Source organism: Edwardsiella sp. A.80236 (assembly GCF_044540725.1).
In the GTDB taxonomy this organism is placed as follows: Bacteria; Pseudomonadota; Gammaproteobacteria; order Enterobacterales; family Enterobacteriaceae; genus Edwardsiella; species Edwardsiella tarda.
Map to the genome: position 1 here is coordinate 363,214 of NZ_JBIUCY010000002.1, position 23,692 is coordinate 386,905.

Genomic DNA, 23,692 nt, shown 5'->3' on the forward strand with positions numbered 1-23,692 from the left:
GAAAAGGGAGAGGGAAGTATGCTGAATGCCTGGCACTTACCGGTCGCGCCTTATCTGCGCCGGCATGGAGAGGCGTTGGAGGTGACGTTGTGGCTGGCGGGCGCGACGCTGCCGCAACACGTCTTACTGCGTTGCGAACCGGACAATGAAGAGTGGCTGCTGGCGATGAGCCCGCGGCAACATCCGCCGTATGTCGTGTATCGCGCCCGTTTGACGCTGGCGGAGGGAGAGGCGTTGCGGCGCTACTGCTTTAAGCTGTTGTGGGCCGATCGCCAGTGTTGGCTGACGCCAACCGGTCTCCAGAGCATCCCGCCGGGACAGACGGAGCAGTTTGCCGTGAGTGACCCCTCTCCCTATCCCCAGTGGGTCGCGGATCGCCTGTTTTACCAGATCTTTCCCGACCGTTTCGCCCGCGCCTCCGGCCAGCGAGATGAAGCGGCGCAGGGCGTGCGGGCCTGGGATGCGCCATTGGATGAGTCGACGGATGGTTATACCTGCTACGGCGGTGATCTCGACGGGATCATCGAGCGGCTCCCCTATCTCCAGGCGCTGGGAGTCGATGCCTTATACCTCAATCCCATCTTCACGGCGCCGAGCAACCATAAGTATGACACGGCCGACTATGACCATGTCGATGCGTGTCTCGGTGGGGATGCGGCGTTGATTCGCCTACGCCAGGCGACCCACGATGCCGGCATGCGTCTGATCCTGGATGGCGTCTTCAATCACACCGGGGATAGCCACCCGTGGTTTGACCGTCACCGACAGGGGGAGACGGGGGCGTGCCATCACCCCGACTCTCCACAGCGTGAGTACTATACCTTCGATAGCGCGGGGCAGGCGTTAGGCTGGAAGGGCGAAGCCTCGTTGCCCAAGCTGGATTATGCCAGTCCTGGGGTCGTCGATCGTATCTATCGTGATCAGGATAGTGTGGTGCGTTATTGGCTGCGTCCGCCCTATGCCATCGATGGTTGGCGCTTAGACGTGGTCCATATGCTGGGCGAGGGGGGCAGCGCGCGCGCTAACCTTACGCATCTGGCGGGGATTTATCAGGCCGTGAAAGCGGAGAATCCTCAGGGCTATGTGCTGGGCGAACACTTCGGTGATGCGCGCCGTTGGTTACAGGCCGGGGTTGAGGATGGGGCGATGAATTACATGGGCTTCGCCTTACCGCTCCGCGCCTTTCTGGCCGGTATAGACGTCGCCTATCAACCGATACAATTGACGGCGGCGGATTGCGCCGAATGGATGGAGCGTTATCGCGCCGGGTTGAGTCAGCAACAGCAGTTGTGCCAGTTTAACCAATTGGATAGCCACGATACCGCTCGCTTCCTCACCCTTCTACAGGGCAATCATGCGCGGATGCGCTTGGCGCTGACTTGGCTATTCACCTGGATCGGGGTGCCTTGTCTCTACTACGGTGATGAGATCGGCCTGGCGGGGGGCAACGATCCCTATTGTCGCGCGCCGTTTCCCTGGGAGACGTCCCGTTGGGATATGACCTTATTGACGTTGTGCCGTCAGTTGGCCGCGCTGCGTAGGCAGTATACCGCGTTACGTCGTGGTGGTTGCCGGGTGATCCATGCCGATGAGGAGTCGTTGCTATTCATTCGTCAGTGGCAAGATGAGCATCTGCTGATCGCCATTCGGCGCACCGGGCGCGCTACGTTGAGCGTACCGTATACGCCTTTGTTGCCTCATGGCACGTGGCGTTTGCTCTGTGGCGAGGGAAAACTCGACGCTGGCGCGCAGGGGATGGCGCTCGACCTTGCCGCCGAGAGCGCGAGCCTGTGGTTACTGCGCCATTGAGTGAGCGGGCGGGGAATAGCAAGAAAGCGGCCATAAGGCCGCTTTCTTTACTCACCGATAGGATGGATTACAGCTGATCGGCGTTTTCAGTCAGGTATTTGGCGACGCCGTCCGGAGAGGCGCCCATGCCGGCTTTGCCTTTTTCCCACTGAGCCGGGCAAACATCGCCGTGCTCTTCGTGGAACTGCATGGCATCGACCATACGCAGCATCTCATCGACGTTACGTCCCAGCGGCAGATCGTTGACTACCTGGTGGCGCACGATACCGTCTTTGTCGATCAGGAAGGAGCCACGCAGTGCGACGCCCTCTTCCGGATGTTCGATGCCGTAAGCACGCATGATTTCATGCTTCACATCGGCAACCAGCGGGTATTGAACTTCGCCGATACCGCCTTTGTCGACCGGTGTTTTACGCCAGGCGTTGTGGACAAACTCGGAGTCCATAGAGACGCCGACCACTTCGACGCCGCGCGCCTGGAATTCTTTATAACGGTGATCGAAGGCGATCAATTCTGACGGGCAGACGAAGGTGAAGTCCATCGGCCAGAAGAACACCACGGTCGGTTTACCCTGGGTGAATGCTTTAAAGTTGAATTTATCAACGATTTCGCCGTTACCCATCACGGCGGCAGCGGTAAAGTCAGGTGCTTGACGAGAAACCAGGACCATAATAACTCCCGTTAAATAGTATTCAATAGGTTATATAATCTTTAACTGGCAACAACTATACGAAGTCGGTGTTTGTAAATAAAGCGTGAAACATCAATCGATATGATAGCCTGCACCAATCATCCTTTGCGTTTGATGGCTAGATTGCCGTCAATCTAGGCCTAACAGTGCTAAAACCATAACGCAACGTCGTATTTTAGCAATCCTTTCTGTGTGAATTCTGTTATCAAAATGTCCTTTCGATGTCAGGCAAGGATTACAGCGCGCGTTCTCGCGCTTGTTGCATCATTTGTGGATAGAAATCCCAGAATTGTCGCTCGAGTTGGCTGTAGTTGCGTTCGATATCGCTAAAGGAGTCGCTGAGGGCGGCCAAGCGAGGGCGGCGTTGCGCCATCCCATGCAGCACGCGTGCGAGGAAGGGTAACTCGGCGTAACGCAGTAGCCAGCGCTCCTGCCAGAGATGGTGATTGAGCCGTTGAAAGCTCTCGGGGGTCCCCTCTAACTGGGGCAGGATGGTGTGCGCCGCGTGAGCGACAAAATGATCCAGCGATTGCTGCGGTTCCAGGCGTGTCCAATGGCGAGCCAGGAAGTGGTCCCAGACGATATCCAGCGTGATCGGTGCGACGCGCCGACAGGCGTCGCTAAACCCGGTTCGTGCGGCGCGCACTTGCGGCAGCCCATCCGTGATGCGATCGATGCGACGATGCATGCGGATACCGGCGCAGACGTCGCCGTCGTAATAGGGCTGGGGATCGCCGCGCACGAAGTCGGCTAACAGATTGCCGAGGAGTGAGCTGTCCGCTAGGGCGGCAAGGTGAAGATGGGCGAGGAAATTCATCCGCCGAGTATAAGGGAGGGGCGGGCGCTGAGCCAGTCCGCGTTGGTTTTTCACGCTAATTTGTCGTGGGGCGGCATCTGCGGTTGCAGCCTATCGCTGCCGGCTCTAGACTAAGCCGCCTGTCTTCGGCGTATTACTGTCAATTATATAGTGAAACCAAACCATGCGTGTGTCCGACTTTACCTTTGAATTGCCCGATGAATTGATTGCCCGTTATCCGCAAGCACAGCGTAGCGCCTGCCGTTTGCTGTCGTTGGATGGGCCGACGGGTAAGCGGGAGCATGGGGTATTCACCGACATCGTCGACAAGCTGCAACCGGGCGATCTGCTGGTCTTCAACAACACCCGGGTGATCCCGGCGCGTCTGTTTGGCCGTAAGGAGAGCGGTGGCAAGATCGAGGTGCTGGTTGAGCGAGTGCTGGATCGCGCGCGCGTATTGGCGCATGTGCGGGCCTCTAAGGCGCCGAAGCCCGGTGCCGCGTTGTTGCTGGGCGACAACGAGGAGATCCGTGCCACCATGTTGGCGCGCCACGATACCTTATTCGAATTGGGTTTCGAGGATGAGCGTGATGTGTTGACCATCCTCAATGCTGCCGGTCATATGCCGTTGCCGCCCTATATCGATCGTCCCGACGACGAGGCGGATCGCGAACTCTATCAGACGGTATACAGCACCCGCCCGGGCGCGGTGGCGGCGCCGACCGCCGGCCTGCACTTCGATCAGCCGTTGCTCGATCGTCTGCGTGCCAAGGGGGTGGAGATGGCCTTTGTGACCCTGCATGTCGGGGCGGGCACCTTCCAGCCGGTACGGGTGGAGAGCATCGAAGATCACGTGATGCACTCGGAGTATGCCGAAGTCCCACAGGCGGTGGTCGATGCGGTGCTGGCCTGTAAGGCGCGCGGTAACCGTGTCATTGCCGTCGGCACTACCTCGGTGCGCTCATTGGAGAGCGCGGCGGCGGCCAGTCAGTCGGCCTTGATCGCCCCTTTCTTTGATGATACGCAGATCTTTATCTATCCGGGCTATCACTATCAGGTGATCGACGCGCTGATCACCAACTTCCACCTGCCGGAGTCCACGCTGATCATGTTGGTCTCGGCCTTCGCCGGTTATCGCCATACGCTGGATGCCTATCATGAGGCGGTGGCGCAGCAATATCGTTTCTTTAGTTACGGGGATGCCATGTATATTACCCGTAATCCGCAGGCTGAGCAGGAGACGATCGTATCAGCCTGATCGTTACGCGGCCCGCCTTGCGGCGGGTCATTTTTCGCCTGAATGCAGCGCCGAACGGCGCTGGCAGGCCGGTTTCCCGCTGAGTCGGGTGTGCCGGTAGGGCATGACACCATCAGACTGTCTTTCTGATGACGGAGGTTTACGTGAAGTACGAGTTAGTCACTACGGATGGGCGCGCGCGTCGTGGCCGCCTGATTTTCGAGCGCGGTGTGGTTGAGACCCCGGCATTTATGCCGGTGGGGACTTACGGCACGGTGAAGGGGATGACTCCGGAGGAGGTGGCGCAGACTGGCGCACAGATCCTGCTGGGCAACACTTTCCACCTGTGGCTGCGCCCGGGGCAGGAGATCATGAAACTGCATGGCGATCTGCATGACTTCATGCAGTGGCCGGGGCCCATCCTGACCGACTCCGGCGGTTTTCAGGTGTTCAGCCTGGGAGCGATGCGCAAGATCAAGGAGGAAGGCGTCTACTTCCGTAATCCGATCAACGGTTCACCGATCTTCCTTAGCCCCGAGAAGTCGATGGAGATTCAGTATGATCTCGGCTCCGACATCGTGATGATCTTTGACGAGTGTACGCCCTATCCGGCGGATTGGGATTACGCCAAGCGTTCGATGGAGATGTCGCTGCGTTGGGCGAAGCGGAGCCGCCAGCGTTTCGACGAGCTGGGTAATAAGAACGCGTTGTTCGGCATCATTCAGGGCAGTGTTTACGAAGATTTACGAGATGTATCATTAAAAGGGCTGGTAGAGATCGGCTTTGATGGTTACGCTGTGGGCGGCCTCGCGGTGGGAGAGCCCAAAGAGGACATGCATCGCATCCTGGAGCATGTCTGCCCGATGATTCCGCAAGATAAGCCACGCTATCTGATGGGCGTGGGTAAGCCGGAAGATCTGGTGGAGGGGGTTCGCCGCGGCATTGACATGTTCGACTGTGTCATGCCGACGCGTAACGCGCGTAATGGCCATCTCTTCGTCACCGGCGGGGTGGTGAAAATCCGCAATGCGAAATATAAAGAGGATACGCTCCCGCTGGATCCTGAATGCGATTGTTACACCTGTCGCAATTATAGCCGTGCCTACTTGCATCATCTCGACCGTTGTAACGAAATTCTGGGTGCCCGTTTGAACACCATCCATAACCTACGTTACTACCAGCGTCTGATGGCAGGTTTACGCCAGGCTATCGAGGAAGGTAAATTAGAGACGTTCGTGGCCGATTTCTATGACCGTCGCGGTCGTACGGTTCCACCGTTGGGCGAGGTCGCCGCCTCCTGATGCCGATCGGGCAGAGGGATAGGCAGGCCGCGTAAAAAAGTTAGATCGGTCGGGAAATGGATCCGGCCGATTTAATGCACTTACAGTGCTTTGGCAGTGTGTTGTTGCTATCTATAGTAATTAATGAGGGATATTTCGATGAGTTTATTCATTTCTGACGCTGTTGCATCTGCAGGGGCTCCGGCGCAGGGTAGTCCGTACTCTCTGGTGATCATGCTGGTGGTATTCGGCCTGATTTTCTACTTTATGATCCTGCGTCCGCAGCAAAAACGCGCCAAGGAACATAAGAAACTGATGGATTCCATCGGCAAGGGTGATGAAGTGTTGACCAACGGTGGTCTGATCGGCCGTGTGACCAAAGTGGCTGAAACCGGCTACATCGCCATTGCGCTGAATGACACTACCGAAGTGATCATCAAGCGTGACTTCGTGACCGCTGTCCTGCCGAAAGGTACGATGAAAGCGCTGTAATTTTCGATTTTCCCTAAGGGAACTGCCGTGTTAAACCGTTATCCTTTGTGGAAGTACATCATGCTGATCGTGGCGTTGGTCATCGGTCTGCTATATGCGCTCCCTAACCTTTATGGCGAGGATCCGGCTGTTCAAATCACTGGCGCGCGCGGTGTCGCCGCCAGTGAGTCAACACTGGTCCAAGTCCGTGATGTGCTGGAAAAACAGCATATCCCCAGCAAATCCATTGCGCTGGAAAATGGTGCCATCCTGGCACGCTTTACTGATACCGACATTCAGCTGCGGGCGCGCGAGGCGCTGGTCGACACGCTGGGTGACAAATATGTCGTGGCGCTGAACCTGGCTCCCGCTACGCCGAAGTGGATGGAGATGATCGGTGCTGAGCCGATGAAGTTGGGTCTCGACCTGCGTGGTGGTGTGCATTTCTTGATGCAAGTTGACATGGATACTGCGCTGAGCAAGCTGCAAGAGCAGACCATGGACACCCTGCGCAGCGATCTGCGTGAGAAAGGCATCGCCTATTCCACCATTCGTAAGCTGCCCGATCCCTCCAGCGGTGGCGTAGAGATCCATTTCCGCGATTCCGCCGCGCGTAACCAGGCCAACGACTACCTGTCGTCACGCCATCGCGATCTGGTCTTCAGCAATGTGGGTGATACCACGCTGAAGGCGGTGATGAGCGACGATCGCCTGCGTGAGGCACGCGAGTACGCCGTACAGCAGAACATCAACATCCTGCGTAACCGTGTGAACCAGTTGGGCGTCGCCGAGCCGTTGGTGCAGCGTCAGGGCGCCGACCGTATCGTCGTCGAACTGCCGGGGATCCAAGACACCGCGCGTGCCAAGGAGATCCTGGGGGCCACCGCCACCTTGGAATTCCGTCTGGTGAACGGCAACGTAGATGCTCAGGCCGCTGCGAGTGGGCGTGTTCCGGGCGACTCCGAAGTGAAGTATACCCGCGACGGTCGTCCGGTGGTGCTGTACAAGCGTGTGATCCTGACCGGTGACCACATCACCGACTCGACCTCCAGCCAGGATGAGTTTAACCGTCCGCAGGTTAACATCTCTCTCGATAGCGCTGGCGGCAGTACCATGTCTAACTTCACCAAGGACAACATCGGTAAGCCGATGGCGACCCTGTTCGTGGAGTATAAGGACAGCGGCAAGAAAGATGCCAACGGCAAGCCGATCCTGGTGAAACAGGAAGAGGTGATCAACGTTGCCACGATCCAGTCGCGTCTGGGGAATAGCTTCCGTATCACCGGTATCGATAACCCGGCCGAGGCGCGTCAGCTCTCTCTGCTGTTGCGTGCCGGTGCGTTGATCGCGCCGATTCAGATCGTAGAAGAGCGGACGATTGGCCCAACCTTGGGGATGCAGAACATCCAACAGGGGCTGGAAGCCTGCCTGTGGGGTCTGGTGGCCTCCATCATCTTCATGGTGGTGTTCTACAAGAAGTTTGGCCTGATCGCCACGACGGCGCTGCTGGCTAACCTGGTGATGATCGTCGGGGTGATGTCGCTGCTACCGGGGGCAACCCTGACCATGCCGGGCATCGCGGGGATCGTGTTGACCTTGGCGGTGGCGGTGGATGCCAACGTGTTGATTAACGAGCGTATCAAGGAGGAGCTGCGCAACGGGCGAACCGTGCAGCAGGCGATCCATGAGGGCTACAAGGGCGCGTTCTCCAGTATCATCGACGCCAACGTGACCACGCTGATCACCGCCGTGATCCTGTACGCTGTGGGTACCGGCTCCATCAAGGGCTTCGCTATTACCACCGCAATCGGTGTGGCGACCTCGATGTTTACCGCCATTGTCGGTACGCGCGCCATTGTCAACCTGCTGTACGGCGGCAAGCGCATCAACAAGCTGTCTATCTAAGGGGTAGGGAATGGCACAAGATTATAGCGTTGAACAACTTAACCACGGGCGTAAAGTCATCGACTTTATGCGCTGGGACTACGTTGCCTTCACTATCTCCGGGTTGTTGCTGCTCGCTTCCTGCCTGGTGATGTATGTGAAGGGGTTCAACTGGGGCCTGGATTTCACCGGCGGTACGGTGATTGAGCTGACGGTGGAGAAAGCGCCGGATCTCAATGCGATGCGTGCGGCATTGGTCAAGTCAGGCTTCGAAGAGCCCGTCGTGCAGAACTTCGGCAGTAGCCGTGACATCATGATCCGCATGGCACCGATTAGCGGCAACGAAGGCCAGGAATTGGGCAATCGTGTCGTGGCGGTGGTCAAGCAGGTCATCGATGGCGACGCCTCGGTCAAGCGTATCGAGTTCGTCGGTCCGAGCGTGGGCAGCGATCTGGCGCAGGCCGGCGGCATGGCGTTGCTGGTGGCGCTGATCAGCATCCTGATCTACGTCGGCTTTCGTTTCGAGTGGCGTCTGGCGCTCGGTGCGGTGTTGGCGTTGGCGCATGACGTGGTCATTACGCTCGGGGTACTGTCGTTGTTCCATATCGAGATCGACCTGACCATCGTGGCATCGCTGATGTCGGTGATCGGTTACTCGCTCAACGACAGCATCGTGGTTTCCGACCGTATCCGTGAGAACTTCCGTAAGATCCGCCGCGGGACACCGTACGAGATCGTGAACGTCTCGCTGACACAGACCCTGAGCCGTACCATCATGACCTCGGCGACGACCTTGGTGGTGGTGCTCTGCCTCTACATCTTCGGTGGCGCGATGCTGAAAGGCTTCTCACTGACGATGTTGATCGGGGTCTCCATCGGTACCATCTCCTCCATTTATGTGGCATCCGCATTGGCGCTGAAGCTGGGCATGAAGCGTGAACACATGCTGCAGCAGAAGGTGGAGAAAGAGGGGGCCGATCAGCCTTCACTGTTGCCATAAGCGGCGCGGCAGGCTAAATAGGGCCTAGCTTAGGCTAGCGAATCCGCCATGGGGGGCACCGCATGGCGGATTTTTTTATTGCGGAGCCAGGGGAATCACCCGCTGGCTTTTCGTGTATTCCGTGGCGAGCAGAGCGGGGAGAGACGCAGGATGAGGGTGGGGAAAAGCCGATTTTCGTGCCATTCGTTGTGATTTTCCCTACAAAGCGGGGGATGTCGCCCTTTGTTGTCAGCGGCGTTGAGGGTACACTATGGCGACCCCGAAGCCGTTCAGGAAGAGTTATGCACTGTCCGTTTTGTTCCGCTGTCGATACCAAGGTCATCGATTCACGCCTGGTGGGCGATGGCTCACAGGTACGCCGCCGCCGTCAGTGTCTGGTTTGTAACGAGCGTTTCACCACCTTCGAGGTGGCCGAGTTGGTCATGCCGCGCGTGGTCAAGAGCAACGGTGTGCGGGAACCTTTCAACGAAGAGAAGCTGCGTAGTGGCATGCTAAAGGCGCTGGAGAAGCGTCCGGTTAACTCCGACGATGTCGAGATGGCTATCAGCCAGATTAAATCACAATTGCGCGCGACCGGTGAGCGCGAGGTGGAGACCAAGATGGTCGGTAATCTGGTGATGGATGCGTTGAAGCGGCTCGATAAGGTCGCCTATATCCGTTTCGCCTCCGTTTATCGCAGCTTTGAGGATGTACGCGAATTCGGCGAAGAGATCGCCCGTTTGCAGGAGTAGCGCCCCGAGCGCTGGAGATCGTAACGATGTCGGCTATCCATCCTGATGAATTCTACCTGGCGCGCGCTTTCGAGCTGGCGCGTCGCGGTCGTTTTACGACGACCCCTAATCCTAATGTCGGTTGTGTTTTGGTGCGTGACGGGCAAATCGTCGGCGAAGGGTTTCACCTGCGTGCCGGAGAGCCACATGCCGAGGTGCATGCGTTACGCATGGCTGGCGAACGCGCGCGTGGCGCCACGGCTTATGTCACCCTGGAGCCCTGTAGTCACCATGGCCGGACTCCCCCCTGTGCCGACGCGCTGGTCGCCGCCGGCGTGAGCCGCGTAGTGGCGGCGATGCAGGATCCCAATCCACACGTGGCGGGGCGCGGGCTGTATCGCTTGCAGCAGGCGGGCATCGAGGTGCGCCATGGCCTGATGCTGGCCGAGGCCGAGGCGGTCAACAAGGGCTTCCTGAAGCGTATGCGCACCGGTTTTCCCTATGTCCAATTGAAGCTGGGCGCGTCGCTGGATGGGCGTACCGCCATGGCGTCTGGCGAGAGCCAATGGATCACCTCTGCCGCCGCCCGTGCCGACGTGCAGCGCTATCGGGCGCAGAGCTCGGCCATCTTAAGCAGTAGCGCTACGGTGCTGGCCGATGATCCGTCGCTGACGGTGCGCTGGGATGAGTTAGACGACGAGACACAGCGTCACTACCCGCGTGAGTGGTTACGCCAGCCGTTGCGGGTGATCGTCGATAGCCATAATCGCGTAACGCCGCAACATCGGCTGATCTCTCAACCGGGGGAGACCCTGCTGGCGCGCGAGACGCCCGATACACAGGCTTGGCCGTCGGCGGTAAGTCAGTTGTCGCTGCCGCGCAATGGCGCGGGATTGGACCTGGTGTTGCTGATGATGCAGCTGGGCAAGCGGCAGATCAACAGTGTGTGGGTCGAAGCGGGTCCACGCCTGGCCGGTGCGCTGTTACAGGCGGGTGTGGTCGATGAATTGATTGTCTATCTGGCGCCGAAGCTGTTGGGCGATGCGGCGCGAGGACTATGTCACTTACCCGGGCTGGAGCGCCTGGGCGATGCGCCGTCGCTGGCTTTTAGTGAGGTCACGCGCGTCGGCGACGATTTGCGTCTGACGTTGCGCGTTGCCTAAATGGCAACGGAGCTGAGCAGAAGCGCAAAGAGTATGATAGAATCCGCCCCCCTGCGGGGTATAACTTACGTATGTTAAGGAAACCGTATGAAAACGATTCAAGGCGTTGTTGCTGCCCCTCAAGCGCGTGTGGCCATCGCGATCGCGCGTTTTAACCATTTCATCAATGACAGTTTGTTGGAAGGGGCGATCGACGCGCTGAAGCGTATTGGTCAGGTTTCTGACGACAATATCACCGTAGTCTGGGTGCCGGGTGCCTACGAGCTGCCGTTGACCGTACGCGCGTTGACGGCGACCGGTCGCTATGACGCCGTCGTGGCGTTGGGCACCGTGATCCGCGGTGGCACCGCCCATTTTGAATTCGTTGCCGGTGAGTGCAGCTCTGGCTTGGCCAGCGTCGCGCTGAATAGCGAAGTGCCGGTCGCCTTTGGCGTACTGACTACCGAAACCATCGAACAAGCCATTGATCGTGCAGGGACTAAAGCGGGGAACAAAGGGGCGGAAGCCGCGCTGACCGCACTCGAAATGATCAATGTACTGACAGCCATTAAAGCCTGATTTATTAGTAAGGGGAATTCCGTGAAACCTGCTGCCCGTCGCCGCGCCCGTGAGTGTGCCGTCCAGGCACTCTACTCTTGGCAGATCTCTAAAAACGATATCGCCGATGTCGAATACCAGTTTCTGTCTGAGCAGGACGTGAAAGACGTTGATGTAAACTACTTCCGTGAGCTGCTGTCCGGTGTGGCAAGCAATGCGGACTATCTGGATGGTTTGATGGCCCCGGTGCTGTCACGTCAACTGGATGAGCTGGGGCAGGTGGAAAAAGCTATCCTGCGCGTCTCTATCTATGAACTGAGCAAGCGCCAGGATGTCCCCTACAAGGTGGCAATCAACGAAGGCGTCGAGCTGGCCAAAACCTTTGGCGCCGAAGATAGCCACAAGTTCGTCAATGGCGTGCTGGATAAGATCGCACCGCAGGTGCGCCCGAATCGCAAATAATCAGCGCGGCTTGCCCGCCCGGCCCGAGAGGGACTGATAGCTACGCAATAGGCCGGATTTCCGGCCTTTTTTTCGGCTATGGCGGGCGTGCCGCCCGTAGGAAACTTGTTATGGCATACGGTGAGTTTGACCTGATCGCCCGTTACTTTAACCGCCAGCGCACGCTGCGCCACGATGTTCAGCGCGGCATCGGCGACGATTGCGCGTTGTTGTCCGTCTCGGAGAAACAATGGGTGGCCGTCAGTAGCGATACGCTGGTTAGCGGCCTGCATTTCTTGCCGGACATCGATCCGGCCGACCTCGGTTATAAGTCTCTGGCGGTCAATATCAGTGATCTGGCGGCGATGGGGGCCGATCCGGCGTGGGCATCATTGGCGTTGACCCTACCCGCAGTAGACGAGCCTTGGCTCCAGGCCTTCAGCGATGCGCTCTTCGAGCAACTGGACTACTATGGCATGCAGTTGATCGGTGGCGATACTACGCGCGGCCCATTGAGCATGACTTACACCGTGCAAGGGTTGGTACCGGCGGGGCGGGCGCTGCAACGCAATGGGGCGCGCGTCGGCGACTGGATCTACGTCACCGGGACGCTGGGGGATAGCGCCGCCGGTTTGGCACTGTTACAGCAGCGGCTGGCGATCGGCGACGAGGCCGATCGGCGCTACCTGTTGGCGCGTCATCTGCGTCCGCAGCCGCGCGTCTTGCAGGGTCAAGCGCTGCGCGATTTGGCGAGCGCTGCCATCGATATCTCCGATGGTTTGATTGCCGATCTCGGCCATATCCTCAAGGCCAGCGGCTGTGGCGCCAATCTGTATCTGGATAAGTTACCGCAGTCCGAGGCGCTACTGCGCCAGGTGGATGCCGAGACGCGCCAGCGCTGGTCCTTGGCGGGCGGTGAGGATTATGAGCTGTGCTTCACCGTGCCGGAGATCTCGCGCGGCGCCCTGGATATGGCCCTCGGTCAGCTCGGGTGCCGCTTCACCTGCGTCGGTCAGGTGGTCCCGGCATCGGAGGGCATCTGCCTATGGCGCGGCGATCGTCAGGTTACACTGGATCTACAGGGGTTTGATCACTTTGGCTAAGATGAGCAAGACACAACGGCAGGCGGCGAAGGCGCGCCTGCGCATGGGGAATCCCTTTCATCTGCTGGCGACCGGCTTCGGGAGCGGATTGAGTCCGGTGGTGCCGGGGACGATGGGCTCCATCGCGGCGATCCCTTTCTGGCTCCTGTTGACGCAGTTACCCTTGGCGCTCTATCTGGCCTTTCTGCTCCTAAGCATCATTCTGGGCACCTACCTATGTCACCGCACCGCGCGCGACATGGGGGTCCATGACCACGGCAGCATCGTCTGGGATGAGTTCGTCGGCATGTGGATCACCCTGTTGGTGGTACCCGCTGTCGAATGGCGCTGGGTGTTGGCGGGCTTGATCATTTTCCGCGTGCTCGACATGTGGAAGCCGTGGCCGATCCGTTGGTTCGATCGCAACGTGCATGGCGGCTGGGGGATCATGGTAGACGATATTGTCGCCGGGGTGCTGTCGGCGATCCTATTGTGGCTGGTTGGCTACTATGGGTTAATCTGAGTGGATACCGGGCTATCCATTGTTCCGATAACACACAGGGGGCCATCAGGCCCCCTTTTGTCGTTCATGGCGCATGCGCGCATTAGCGTGCTCGCCACGCCTCGAACTGAGCGATGATACCGTCGGCGTCGAGGCGCAGATCGTGGCGTATCTCCTCCTGACTCCCCTGGGGAACGAAGCTATCCGGCAGACCGATATTCAGCACCGGACAGGGTAGGCATTGTTGCATCAGCAGTTCGTTGACGCCGCTCCCGGCTCCCCCCATCACCGCGTTCTCCTCCAGGGTGATCAGGTAGTCATGCTCGCGCGCCAGCTGGCACACTAACGCCTCATCCAACGGCTTGACGAAGCGCATATCGGCGACGCTGGCGTTGAGCCGCTCGGCGGCGGCCAGGGCCTCCGGCAGCAGGGTACCGAAGTTGAGGATAGCGATGCCTTCGCCACGGCGGCGCATGACACCCTTGCCGATCGGCAAGGCTGCCAGTGGCTCCAATGCCGCACCGGTCCCGGTACCGCGCGGATAACGCACCGCTGAAGGGCCTTCACGGTAGAGATAGCCGGTCTGCAGCATCTGGCGGCATTCGTTCTCGTCGCTCGGCGTCATGATCAGCAGATTAGGGATGCAGCGCAGGAAAGAGAGATCGAAGGCACCTTGGTGGGTTTGCCCATCGGCACCGACGATGCCGCCACGATCGATGGCAAACAACACCGGCAAGTGTTGGATGGCGACGTCGTGGATCACCTGATCGTAGGCGCGCTGCAGGAAGCTGGAGTAGATGGCGACCACCGGATGATACCCACCGATGGCGAGGCCCGCACCGAAGGTGACGGCATGTTGTTCGGCGATGGCGACGTCGAAGAACTGTTGCGGGAATTCGCGCGAGAAACGCACCATACCGGAACCTTCACGCATCGCCGGGGTGATCCCCATCAGTTTCTCGTCATCGCGCGCCGCCTCGCACAACCAATCGCCGAAAATCTTGGAGTAGGTCGGTAGGGTGGCATTGCTCTTAGGGAGCGTGCCAGAGGCGGGATCGAACTTGGGCACCGCATGCCAGCTGATGGGATCTTTCTCTGCCGGCGCGTAGCCTTTCCCCTTCTTGGTCATGATGTGCAGTAGCTGCGGACCCTTCAGGTCGCGCATATTCTTCAGCGTCGCCACCAGCGCCTGCACATCGTGGCCATCGACCGGGCCGATGTAGTTAAAGCCCAGCTCTTCAAACAGGGTACCCGGTACGACCATGCCTTTCAGATGCTCTTCGGTGCGCTTGACCAGCTCTTTGATCGGCGGGAGGCCGGAGAGTACCTTCTTGCCCCCCTCGCGCAGGCTGGCATACAGCTTGCCGGAGAGCAGTTGTGCCAGATGGTTGTTCAGGGCGCCGACGTTTTCTGAAATCGACATCTCGTTGTCGTTTAACACCACCAACATGTCGGCCTTGATGTCACCGGCGTGGTTCATCGCCTCGAAGGCCATCCCGGCGGTCATCGCGCCGTCGCCGATGACGCAAACGGTGCGCCGCCCCTCTCCCTCGCGCTCGGCGGCAACCGCCATACCCAGGCCGGCGCTGATCGAAGTAGAGGAGTGACCGACGCTCAGCACGTCATACTCGCTCTCGTCGCGCCAAGGGAAGGGGTGGAGCCCCCCCTTCTGACGAATGGTCGCGATGCGATCGCGCCGTCCCGTCAGGATCTTATGCGGATAGGCTTGATGGCCGACATCCCAGATCAGTGAGTCGAACGGGGTGCGGTAGACATAGTGCAGCGCCACGGTTAGCTCGACGGCACCCAGCCCAGAGGCAAAGTGCCCGCTGGAACGGCTGACGCTATTCAGCAGGTACTGGCGCAGCTCATCACACAGCGTCGGCAAACTCTCTTTGGGCAGCAGACGCAGATCGTCGGGATCCTGCACCAGCGCCAGCGTGGGGTATTTGGCAATATCAAAACTCATTAGCGGCTCATGTCGACTTATTCGGGACAACCTTGTCGCTTCGTGGGGGAGGACAAGGTTGTTAGTATGGCGTTAATTATCGCGCTCAATGATAAAACTGGCTAAGGATTTTAGCGCTTGTGTATTCAGGTTGTGCTGTTGTTCAAGCTCTGTCAGCGCGCGTAGCGCCTCCTGTTGGAGGTCGGCCGCTTTTTGCCGCGCCTGATCCAGCCCCAGTAGGGCCGGGTAGGTGCTCTTATCGAGCTGTTGATCGGCGCCTTGGCGCTTGCCAGTCTTGCTGCTGTCGCCGACCACATCCAAGATGTCGTCTTGGACCTGAAACGCCAAACCGATGGCATCGGCGTAACGGTCGAGCAGGGTGAGCGCCGCGTGGCCCGCGTTACCCCCGGCCAGCGCGCCCAGGCGCACCGCACAGCGGATCAACGCCCCGGTCTTGTGACGGTGGATCTGCTCCAGCGCCGCCAGATCGACGTGCTGCCCCTCGGCCGCCAGATCCAGCGCTTGCCCGCCACACATGCCGGCAACTCCGCTGGCGTGTGCCAGTTCGCTCAACATGCACAGTCGATCGCGATCGGCAACGCCAGGCATCGGGCTGTCGGTCAAGAGGGTGAAGGCGAGGGTCTGCAAGGCGTCGCCGGCCAGAATGGCGTGCGCCTCGCCGAATTTGATGTGGCAGGTTGGCTGCCCGCGGCGGAGATCGTCATCATCCATCGCTGGCAGATCATCGTGCAGCAATGAATAGGCGTGGATACACTCGATGGCGGCGGCCGGGGCATCCAGCGCGCTGAGGTCGCAACCGAACAGGCGACCGGTCGCATACACCAGGTAAGGGCGCAGACGTTTACCGCCTAACAGGGCACCGTAGCGCATGGCGCCGACCAAGGGCCCATCACCAAAGGGTTGGTTATCCAACGCCTGAGACAAGGCGGCATCCGCTCGCTGACGGTAGGCTTTCAACTGTTGTTCAAAGGTCGCCATGACTCACTCTTGCTCTGCGTTGAAGGGCGATAACGGCGCATCTTGATCGTCGCTCAGCAGAATCTTCACGCGTTGTTCCGCCTGCTGTAGCGTCTGTTGCCCCTGACGAGCCAGTTGGACGCCGCGCTCGAACTCGTTGAGCGCCTCCTCCAGAGGCAGATCGCCAGACTCCAGGCGCACCACGATCTGTTCCAATTCGCTGAGTGCCTGTTCAAATGCCGGTGCGGCGGGTGCTTTCTTGGCCATAATCTCTTTACTTGGTTACTGGCAAAACGAGGGTGACGTCCGTGACACGGCAAGATTCTGCACCTGCCTGCGTACATTCGCACCGTTTTGGCTAACTTAGTGGTATACTGCGCGCCCTGTACTCGGTACGGTGCGCAACACCCTAGCGGATGCGCCCGTGCAGTGTAAGCCCTTTTAACGCATATCTCGACGACTATTAGCCACGACCGCCATGAAGTTTATCATTAAATTATTCCCGGAAATCACTATCAAAAGCCAGTCCGTCCGTCTGCGCTTTATTAAAATCCTTACTGGGAATATCCGCAACGTGTTGAAACCGTTGGTTGAAGATGTGGCGGTAACGCGCCATTGGGATCATATCGAAGTTCGGGCCAAAGAGGAAAGCCGTCGCGACGTCGTGCGCACCGCCTTAACCCGAATCCCGGGTATTCATCACATTTTAGAGGTGGAGGATCACCCCTTCACTGACATGCACGACATCTTCGAACAGACGCTGGCGATGTACCGCGAGCAGCTGGAAGAGAAGACTTTCTGCGTACGCGTGAAGCGGCGTGGTAAGCACGAATTCACCTCGATTGAGGTGGAGCGCTACGTCGGCGGTGGACTGAATCAGAACATCCCCAGTGCCCGCGTCCGTCTGACACACCCCGAGGTAACGGTTAACCTGGAGATCGAAGACGATCGCCTGCTGTTGGTGCGTGGCCGCTTCGAAGGCCAGGGGGGTTACCCCATCGGTACCCAGGAAGATGTGTTGTCGTTAATCTCCGGCGGCTTCGACTCTGGGGTTTCCAGCTACATGCTGATGCGGCGTGGGTGTCGCGTACACTACTGCTTCTTCAACCTAGGCGGCTCCGCCCATGAGATTGGGGTTAAGCAGGTGGCGCATTATCTGTGGAACCGCTTCGGTAGCTCGCACCGCGTCCGTTTTGTCGCCATCGACTTTGCGCCGGTGGTGGGAGAGATCCTGGAGAAAGTCGACGATGGGCAGATGGGCGTGGTGCTGAAGCGCATGATGGTGCGCGCCGCATCACGTGTCGCGGAGCGTTACGGTATCCAGGCGTTGGTGACCGGTGAGGCGTTGGGGCAAGTGTCTAGCCAGACGCTGACCAACCTGCGTTTGATCGATGGGGTAAGCGATACGCTGGTGCTGCGTCCGCTGATCGCCCACGATAAAGAACACATCATTCGTCTGGCGCGTGAAATCGGTACCGAAGATTTTGCGAAGACCATGCCGGAATTCTGCGGCGTGATCTCGAAGAGCCCGACGGTGAAGGCGGTGAAGGCGAAGATTGAGGCCGAAGAGGAGCACTTCGATTTCGCCATTCTGGATCGCGTGGTCGACGAGGCGCAGACCATGGACATTCGCGACATCGCGCGTCAGAGCGAGGCCGACGTGGTCGAAGTCGAGACCATCGAATCGCTGGCCGAGGGCGATGTGGTGCTGGATATCCGCGCCCCCGATGAGCAGGAGCGTAAGCCGTTGCAGCTCGAAGGGAGCGAGGTGATCTGCCTGCCGTTCTATAAACTGGCCAATGCCTTCGCCGATCTGGACCAAGGCCGTCGTTACGTGCTGTATTGCGAGCGTGGGGTCATGAGTCGTTTGCAGGCCCTCTATCTGCAAGAGCAGGGCTACCACAACGTCCGCGTCTACCGCCCCTAAGCGTTTCCCTCCACCATGTTGCCGCTCAGCCTCGCTTGCAGGCTGAGCGGCAACGTCAAACCATACGCCTCCAGTAGCGCCTCATCGCGCAGGATCTGTGCCGTCTCGCCCTGGGCGGCGATGCGCCCAGCGCAGAGCACCAGCGTTCGTTGCGTCGTCTGTAGGGCTAAATCGAGATCGTGAGTGGCCAGCAGTAGGGCGTTATTCAATCGATTCAGATGATGGATCAGGGTCCGCCGTGCCTGGGGATCGAGCGCCGCGCTGGGTTCATCCAACAGGAGTAAGGCTGGGTGGGTGATCAATAAGGTGGCTAGCGCCGCCCGTTGCTGCTCGCCCCCCGAGAGGTGGTGCGGAGGGCGATCGAGTAGCGGCAGCAGGCCGAAGGTGGTGGCGATCTGTTGGATCTGTTGTTGCCGCGCCGCCTCATCCAGCGGGCTGTCGCAGAGCGATAAGGCGAGCTCTTCACGCAGCGAGGGCAGCAACAGTTGGCACTCTTGGCGTTGAAACAGTAATCCCATCTTGCGCCCCGCGCGTCGGGGCTGTCCGATGCACGACTCCCCCTCGACGAGAATACGCCCGGCGCGGGGAGTCAGGCAGCCACTTAGGTGTAACAAGAGCGATGACTTACCGCTGCCGTTGGCGCCGACGAGGGCCACCTTCTCGCCATGGCGCAGAGTCAGGTTGACATTACGGAGTACCGCTAATGCCTGGTAGGCGACGGTGAGATGTTCAACCTGCAGCAAGATAGACACGTTCCCCTCCGATGAGTAATAGCAGTGTCAGCACGATGAAGATCAGGGTCATGCTGTCCCGCCGACGCCAATGCAGATAGCGGCGGATGTCATAGCGCGGCATCGCGGGCTTGCAGCATAGGGCGAGACGCACCTCTTCTGCGTGGCGAGCGGCGTAGACCAATACGGAGCCGAGCATACAGGCGTAGATCCACATCTTGGTACTGAGCGTTAGGCGCTGGCGGGCCGGCGCGCGTAGCTGCAAGGCTTGCAGGCTAGCACGGAGATAGCGTGCTAAGGTGCTGAGGTGGCGGAAGGTGAGTAGCAACAGCGAGATGACCTGAGGGGGGACACGCATCCCCTGTAATGCCGCCCCCAACGCGCGGGTATCGAGGCCGGCGCAGAAGAAGAGCAGGAACGCCAGCGAGACGTTGGATTTGAGCGTTAACAGGAAGGCGAGCGTGACGCCTGGCGATGAGCGTGCTGCCAGGCTGGGGCTCTGGACCTCCGTGCTGCTAAAGGGGAGGGTGAGCCAGAGAAATAGCATCAGGATATTCAAGGGAATAAAGGCGCGATAGGCACCGCGTGGCAGCGGGGTGATCAACAGCGCGAGCGCGGCCAGACAGCCCCAGATGGCGACGCATTGCGGGCTAAGCGTTTGTACCACGCCGCCGCTGGCTAACAACGCGCCCGTGAGCCGGCAGCGCGGATCCCAACCGTAGCGCGGCTTGGCCGAGGGGGTAGATCGGGGAAGATGAAACGAGAACATTAACGGGACTCACCGGCGAGCAGTTCGGGGGCGACCCGCTTCAGAAACAGGAAGGTAAACAGGGTGATTCCCCCCTCCAGCAATGCTAACGGTAGATTGGCAATAAACAGCAGCGTGGCCGTTGAGGCGAGAGCGGCATGACTCCAGCTCAGCGCCAGATAGACGAGTGTGGCGGCGATGACGATGGGCAAGGCACCGCAGAGAAAGGCGATACCCAGCGCTAGGCGGCCGGAGCGCCGCAACCCCGCGTGCAGCGGCAGGCAGCCCAGGAGTGCCGCGCCGCCCATGATGCTGGCATTGACCCCCAGCGACAAGAGCCCGCCAAACTGAAAGAGGATGGCCTGGAGCGCCAGGGCAATGAAGATGGCGGGGAAGGCGCCCCAGCCCAAGATGATCCCCATCACGCCGAGCAGGGTAAAGTGTACCGAGCTGGCCCCTAGCGGGATGCGTACCAACGAGGCCAGGAAGAAGGCGCTACTCAGGACAGCGATGCGCGGCAGCTGTTGCGCAGTGGTGCGTCGTAGCGTCAGTGTCGCCAGTAGGGCGCTACCCCCCCAGCCGCTGAGGATCACCGGCAGCGTTAGGATCCCTTCACTGATGTGCATGCGCGTTTTTCCGCCTATGCTGATGCGCCACATAGCCTGCGGCGGCGTAGAGGTTAATAAGTAAGCTAACGCCGAGTAGCGCGCGTAAAGGCAGGGCGAAGCGGGAGAAGAGGTCATGCTTGATCGGCTGGGAGGCGGCCTGGCCCGACGGCGCGCTCACCGTGATGGGGTGGCTGAGCGCATGCCCCATGCCATCGCGCATCTCCAGGCGCCATTCACCGCGCTGATTGGGGACGAAGGCGAAACGCCCCAAACGATCGGTGCGCCCATTCTGATATTCGGTGACGGCATCATTGGGGGCATAGACCTTGATCTGGGCGAAGGGGGCGTCGTCGCCGGTCGAGTAGCCAAACTGTACCACTCGCGCCTGATCGCTGCTCAGATCGTGCGCTAGAACGCTATGCGCGCCGACCGGCGCGGCCAGCCACCCCGCCAGGGGAAGGAGTACCCAGGTTATGCCAGAGCGCATGATCATTGACCTCCTATGCCCCGTCACCATTTGCGGAGTGCGTCACATCATTAATTCGGCGCGCGCTGATCGCTTATTCTGTGATAGGGAAGACTAACGTTGCCCGCAGATCATATTTATTAATATCCGGTTGAGGCTGTGATTGCGTTACTCCGGTGCGTAATAACCATAGCCCGGGTTGCGTAATTGCAAACTCGGTGATCCCTTGAGCGTCACTCTGTTGATTAGCCAGATAGGCATCGTGCGCCTGTGAATAACCATCGTAGGTAATATTGATTGCGCTCTGCAGTGGTTGACCATCTAATAAGGCTTGAACTTTTATTTTCCCATTGCCTTTAATATCGGCGGGATTGGTGAGTAGAACTAATTCTAATTTTTGCCCTAATACTTGCTGATAGGTGGTATCCCCAGCGCTCGGGTTGAGTAAGGTCTTGGCGAATTTCTCATAACGGTTAACGTTGATGACGTTTTTCCCTTGCGCCTCCAGGGTAGCGCGATCGCCGGGCAACATCCCTTCGGTGGTTTCGCTCCAGGTCTGCGCTAGGCGGTGGCCGACTAACAGGGCACTGCCCGCTTGCGGCAAGACGACCTCGCTGTCCAGGGTGTTGCGCTGGGGTTGCTCGTGCAGGGTCAGGGGGGTATTCGCCCCACCTTGGTATAGGGCTAAGGTGACGTCGCTAAGATTCTCCATCTCCTCATTGACCATAAATACATGGGAGGACATCGCTTCGACGCGGACAGCCTCACCGACGTTGAGTTGGCTCTTCTCGGGTTTAATCATAAACTCGTGAGCGGAGGCGGTATTCAGGGCCAGGAGTAGTCCTAAGGGAATAAGTAAGCGAGTGGCTTTAGCGAGCATGGTCATCTCCCGAGGTGGTGTTGGGGGTTAATAAAAATAGAATGATAGAAATGCTAAAATAAGCCGCGCTGAATAACGCGATCCTTTTAATATAAATGATGGGGCGGCGCAACCATCCTATCGAGCGGAATCGGCAGGGTGAGTCGAGGAAAATAACGTTTTGTGATCGCTCAGGAAGTATGATGAATTAATAAAAACTGCATACATAGATGAGGTGGATATTTCCGGGTGATTCTATTTATTTTCCCTAGGGGATTGCGTACCACTACGGCGGCGCCCCCGAGGAGGAGGGGAGCGCCATACGCTTAGTGGTGATAATCGTGGATACCTGCGGCCGTGACCAGCTGCGCCGCGACGGCGGCCGCTTTCTCTCTGCCCAGCAGAATATCGATGATCTTCAGGGCAAAGTCGATGCTGGTACCCGGACCCTGGCTGGTCAGTAGGCGAACGCGTTCATCGTAATAGGCGCGCTTGTCCATCCACTTCTCGGCGGGGATCTGTGCTTTCATTCCCGGATAGCCGGTCATATTGGCGATGGGGAATAGGTTGTGGTGTTGCAGGACCACCGCCGGTGTGGCACAGATCGCGGCGACGAGTTTTCCCTCCAGATGCATCTGGCGGATCTTCTCGATCACCAGATCGCTATCGCGCAGGCATTCGGCGCCCGCTAGCCCACCGGGCAGGACAATGACGTCGAACGGCTCATCGGCCACCTGAACCAGCGTGGTGTCAGCCAGCAGACGCACACCGCGTGAGCAAAGAATTTCCCGGTTACCGTCCGGCGCGACGCTGGCGCTGACCACATGGATGCCGGCTCGCACCAGCAGATCGATCGTGGTGACCGCTTCGGTCTCTTCACTGCCAGGCGCCAGACACACCAAGGCCGATACGCTCATAGGTTTGTTCCTTTCGTTTTATCAGATCAAAAAGTTGGCGGTTTTCCGCGAGAGCCAGACCATGGCTGCGGCCACGGCGGATCAGATAGCCGGTGATATAGTCGATTTCGGTATGGCGCTGAGCCTGCACATCTTGCAACATGGAGGAGAGATTGTCGGCGGTCAGATGAATGACCTGCATCACATAGCTGTAGAGCGTTTGGGCGCTGGTACGGTAGCCCTCCGCCTCCATCACCTCGACGATCTCGGCGATCAGGGCGTGGATGTGTTCTTGGTGTTGGACCAGTGCGCCGTTGTGACAACCATACAGTACGCTCAACGGATTGATGACGCAGTTGATCGCCAACTTATTCCATAGCGCGGGTTGAATATTATCGTGCCAGGCGACGTCAGGTAATGCCCGGTGCAAGGCGTCGGCCAGCCCGCTACAGGCTTGCCCCGCCTCGTTAAGCGGGCCGATATGGGTGATGCCGTTGGCGACGTGCCAGACGGTATGTCCCTCACGGCGCGCGGCATGGGTGGTGCTGCCCTGTAACAAGGGTTGCGTGGGCAGTGGCATGAGTTCGTCCAGGGCGCCCATGCCATTGTGTAGCAGCAAAATGGTGCAGTGGGGCGCGAGACGGGGCAACAAGGGGGGCAGTGCGTTGGCGATCTGCCACGCTTTCAGCGTGACCAGCAGCAGGTCACTCTGCGCCAATAGGGCATTATCGTTAGCCGGCAGGCGACGTTGGTCGGTGAGGCCCTGTGGCGTGATCAGATGTACATGACACTCCGACTGAGGGACGCGTAGCCAACCCTGCACCTGGTGCCCGCGCCGCACCAGCGCTGAGAGCCATAATTTGCCCAACGCCCCACAACCTAAAACGGTTATCTTCATTACACCTCCAGTGGCGTTTCCGTGCGCGCC

General features: G+C 59.0%; 25 protein-coding genes. 13 read left to right on the forward strand and 12 right to left on the reverse strand.

Features of this window, described 5'->3' with window-relative positions:
• Nucleotides 1-18: 18 nt before the first annotated feature.
• Nucleotides 19-1,809 carry a maltodextrin glucosidase gene (malZ, locus tag ACEQFP_RS03755; protein ID WP_097364060.1) on the forward strand — a complete coding sequence of 597 codons (1,791 nt, stop codon included), beginning with the start codon at nucleotides 19-21 and terminating at the stop codon, nucleotides 1,807-1,809.
• A gap of 67 nt (nucleotides 1,810-1,876) precedes the next feature.
• Here malZ and ACEQFP_RS03760 read toward each other — a convergent pair whose 3' ends face one another.
• Nucleotides 1,877-2,479 carry a peroxiredoxin C gene (locus ACEQFP_RS03760; RefSeq protein ID WP_005283378.1) on the reverse strand — a complete coding sequence of 201 codons (603 nt, stop codon included), beginning with the start codon at nucleotides 2,477-2,479 and terminating at the stop codon, nucleotides 1,877-1,879.
• 256 nt (nucleotides 2,480-2,735) lie between these two features.
• Nucleotides 2,736-3,317 (reverse strand): ACP phosphodiesterase, encoded by a 582-nt coding sequence (locus tag ACEQFP_RS03765; protein WP_005283381.1) that lies wholly within the window; start codon nucleotides 3,315-3,317, stop codon nucleotides 2,736-2,738.
• Nucleotides 3,318-3,480: 163 nt separating this feature from the next.
• Between ACEQFP_RS03765 and queA the strand changes: the two genes are divergently transcribed.
• From queA to pgpA, 11 genes are all read left to right on the forward strand, one after another.
• A complete protein-coding gene (queA, locus tag ACEQFP_RS03770) occupies nucleotides 3,481-4,554 on the forward strand; it encodes a tRNA preQ1(34) S-adenosylmethionine ribosyltransferase-isomerase QueA (RefSeq protein ID WP_005283385.1) in 1,074 nt (357 codons plus the stop codon).
• Nucleotides 4,555-4,697: 143 nt separating this feature from the next.
• Nucleotides 4,698-5,834 carry a tRNA guanosine(34) transglycosylase Tgt gene (gene tgt / locus ACEQFP_RS03775; protein WP_005296778.1) on the forward strand — a complete coding sequence of 379 codons (1,137 nt, stop codon included), beginning with the start codon at nucleotides 4,698-4,700 and terminating at the stop codon, nucleotides 5,832-5,834.
• A gap of 138 nt (nucleotides 5,835-5,972) precedes the next feature.
• A complete protein-coding gene (gene yajC / locus ACEQFP_RS03780; RefSeq protein ID WP_005296781.1) occupies nucleotides 5,973-6,305 on the forward strand; it encodes a preprotein translocase subunit YajC in 333 nt (110 codons plus the stop codon).
• A gap of 27 nt (nucleotides 6,306-6,332) precedes the next feature.
• A complete protein-coding gene (gene secD, locus ACEQFP_RS03785; protein WP_005296784.1) occupies nucleotides 6,333-8,189 on the forward strand; it encodes a protein translocase subunit SecD in 1,857 nt (618 codons plus the stop codon).
• 10 nt (nucleotides 8,190-8,199) lie between these two features.
• Nucleotides 8,200-9,168 carry a protein translocase subunit SecF gene (gene secF / locus ACEQFP_RS03790; RefSeq protein WP_005283397.1) on the forward strand — a complete coding sequence of 323 codons (969 nt, stop codon included), beginning with the start codon at nucleotides 8,200-8,202 and terminating at the stop codon, nucleotides 9,166-9,168.
• A 281-nt stretch (nucleotides 9,169-9,449) separates the two neighbouring features.
• Complete coding sequence (nrdR, locus tag ACEQFP_RS03795; RefSeq protein ID WP_005296787.1) at nucleotides 9,450-9,899, forward strand: transcriptional regulator NrdR; 450 nt, start codon at nucleotides 9,450-9,452, stop codon at nucleotides 9,897-9,899.
• Between the two features lie 35 nt (nucleotides 9,900-9,934).
• Nucleotides 9,935-11,041: a bifunctional diaminohydroxyphosphoribosylaminopyrimidine deaminase/5-amino-6-(5-phosphoribosylamino)uracil reductase RibD gene (ribD, locus tag ACEQFP_RS03800; RefSeq protein WP_097364693.1), complete on the forward strand. Its 1,107-nt coding sequence runs from the start codon at nucleotides 9,935-9,937 to the stop codon at nucleotides 11,039-11,041.
• Nucleotides 11,042-11,128: 87 nt separating this feature from the next.
• The gene (gene ribE, locus ACEQFP_RS03805) at nucleotides 11,129-11,599 is read left to right on the forward strand and encodes a 6,7-dimethyl-8-ribityllumazine synthase (protein WP_005283409.1); all 471 of its coding nucleotides are present in this window, start codon (nucleotides 11,129-11,131) and stop codon (nucleotides 11,597-11,599) included.
• A 21-nt stretch (nucleotides 11,600-11,620) separates the two neighbouring features.
• Complete coding sequence (gene nusB, locus ACEQFP_RS03810; protein WP_005283412.1) at nucleotides 11,621-12,040, forward strand: transcription antitermination factor NusB; 420 nt, start codon at nucleotides 11,621-11,623, stop codon at nucleotides 12,038-12,040.
• Nucleotides 12,041-12,150: 110 nt separating this feature from the next.
• Nucleotides 12,151-13,122, forward strand: coding sequence for a thiamine-phosphate kinase (thiL, locus tag ACEQFP_RS03815; RefSeq protein ID WP_005283415.1), 972 nt, complete (start codon nucleotides 12,151-12,153; stop codon nucleotides 13,120-13,122).
• A gap of 1 nt (nucleotide 13,123) precedes the next feature.
• A complete protein-coding gene (gene pgpA, locus ACEQFP_RS03820; RefSeq protein ID WP_005283418.1) occupies nucleotides 13,124-13,624 on the forward strand; it encodes a phosphatidylglycerophosphatase A in 501 nt (166 codons plus the stop codon).
• A gap of 82 nt (nucleotides 13,625-13,706) precedes the next feature.
• Here the strand turns inward: pgpA and dxs are convergent, their stop codons facing one another.
• The 3 genes from dxs to xseB all read right to left on the reverse strand — a co-directional run bounded on the left by dxs (nucleotide 13,707) and on the right by xseB (nucleotide 16,796).
• Nucleotides 13,707-15,572, reverse strand: a complete 1,866-nt coding sequence (gene dxs, locus ACEQFP_RS03825; RefSeq protein WP_396463889.1) for a 1-deoxy-D-xylulose-5-phosphate synthase — start codon at nucleotides 15,570-15,572, stop codon at nucleotides 13,707-13,709.
• Between the two features lie 72 nt (nucleotides 15,573-15,644).
• Nucleotides 15,645-16,550, reverse strand: a complete 906-nt coding sequence (gene ispA, locus ACEQFP_RS03830) for a (2E,6E)-farnesyl diphosphate synthase (RefSeq protein WP_047060285.1) — start codon at nucleotides 16,548-16,550, stop codon at nucleotides 15,645-15,647.
• 3 nt (nucleotides 16,551-16,553) lie between these two features.
• Nucleotides 16,554-16,796: an exodeoxyribonuclease VII small subunit gene (xseB, locus tag ACEQFP_RS03835; protein WP_005283425.1), complete on the reverse strand. Its 243-nt coding sequence runs from the start codon at nucleotides 16,794-16,796 to the stop codon at nucleotides 16,554-16,556.
• Nucleotides 16,797-17,007: 211 nt separating this feature from the next.
• On the opposite strand from xseB, the gene thiI reads away from it, so the two are divergent.
• Nucleotides 17,008-18,456 carry a tRNA uracil 4-sulfurtransferase ThiI gene (gene thiI / locus ACEQFP_RS03840; RefSeq protein WP_005283428.1) on the forward strand — a complete coding sequence of 483 codons (1,449 nt, stop codon included), beginning with the start codon at nucleotides 17,008-17,010 and terminating at the stop codon, nucleotides 18,454-18,456.
• Here the strand turns inward: thiI and ACEQFP_RS03845 are convergent.
• From ACEQFP_RS03845 to panE, 7 genes are all read right to left on the reverse strand, one after another.
• The gene (locus tag ACEQFP_RS03845) at nucleotides 18,453-19,208 is read right to left on the reverse strand and encodes an energy-coupling factor ABC transporter ATP-binding protein (protein WP_097364058.1); all 756 of its coding nucleotides are present in this window, start codon (nucleotides 19,206-19,208) and stop codon (nucleotides 18,453-18,455) included. The genes thiI and ACEQFP_RS03845 overlap by 4 nt on opposite strands.
• The gene (locus ACEQFP_RS03850; protein ID WP_098143369.1) at nucleotides 19,186-19,956 is read right to left on the reverse strand and encodes an energy-coupling factor transporter transmembrane component T; all 771 of its coding nucleotides are present in this window, start codon (nucleotides 19,954-19,956) and stop codon (nucleotides 19,186-19,188) included. Before ACEQFP_RS03850 ends, ACEQFP_RS03845 begins: the two co-directional genes overlap by 23 nt.
• A complete protein-coding gene (cbiM, locus tag ACEQFP_RS03855) occupies nucleotides 19,956-20,561 on the reverse strand; it encodes a cobalt transporter CbiM (protein ID WP_396463891.1) in 606 nt (201 codons plus the stop codon). The genes ACEQFP_RS03850 and cbiM overlap by 1 nt, the downstream gene beginning before the upstream one ends.
• Nucleotides 20,548-21,030, reverse strand: coding sequence for a hypothetical protein (locus ACEQFP_RS03860; protein WP_396463892.1), 483 nt, complete (start codon nucleotides 21,028-21,030; stop codon nucleotides 20,548-20,550). The genes cbiM and ACEQFP_RS03860 overlap by 14 nt, the downstream gene beginning before the upstream one ends.
• A 73-nt stretch (nucleotides 21,031-21,103) precedes the next feature.
• Entirely contained in the window at nucleotides 21,104-21,889 is a 786-nt protein-coding gene (locus ACEQFP_RS03865) for a DUF4198 domain-containing protein (protein ID WP_109579145.1), read from the reverse strand.
• 305 nt (nucleotides 21,890-22,194) lie between these two features.
• On the reverse strand, nucleotides 22,195-22,785 hold the full coding sequence (gene yajL / locus ACEQFP_RS03870) for a protein deglycase YajL (RefSeq protein ID WP_005283450.1): 591 nt from the start codon (nucleotides 22,783-22,785) through the stop codon (nucleotides 22,195-22,197).
• Nucleotides 22,745-23,662: a 2-dehydropantoate 2-reductase gene (gene panE, locus ACEQFP_RS03875; RefSeq protein ID WP_005283454.1), complete on the reverse strand. Its 918-nt coding sequence runs from the start codon at nucleotides 23,660-23,662 to the stop codon at nucleotides 22,745-22,747. The genes yajL and panE overlap by 41 nt, the downstream gene beginning before the upstream one ends.
• Nucleotides 23,663-23,692 lie beyond the last annotated feature (30 nt).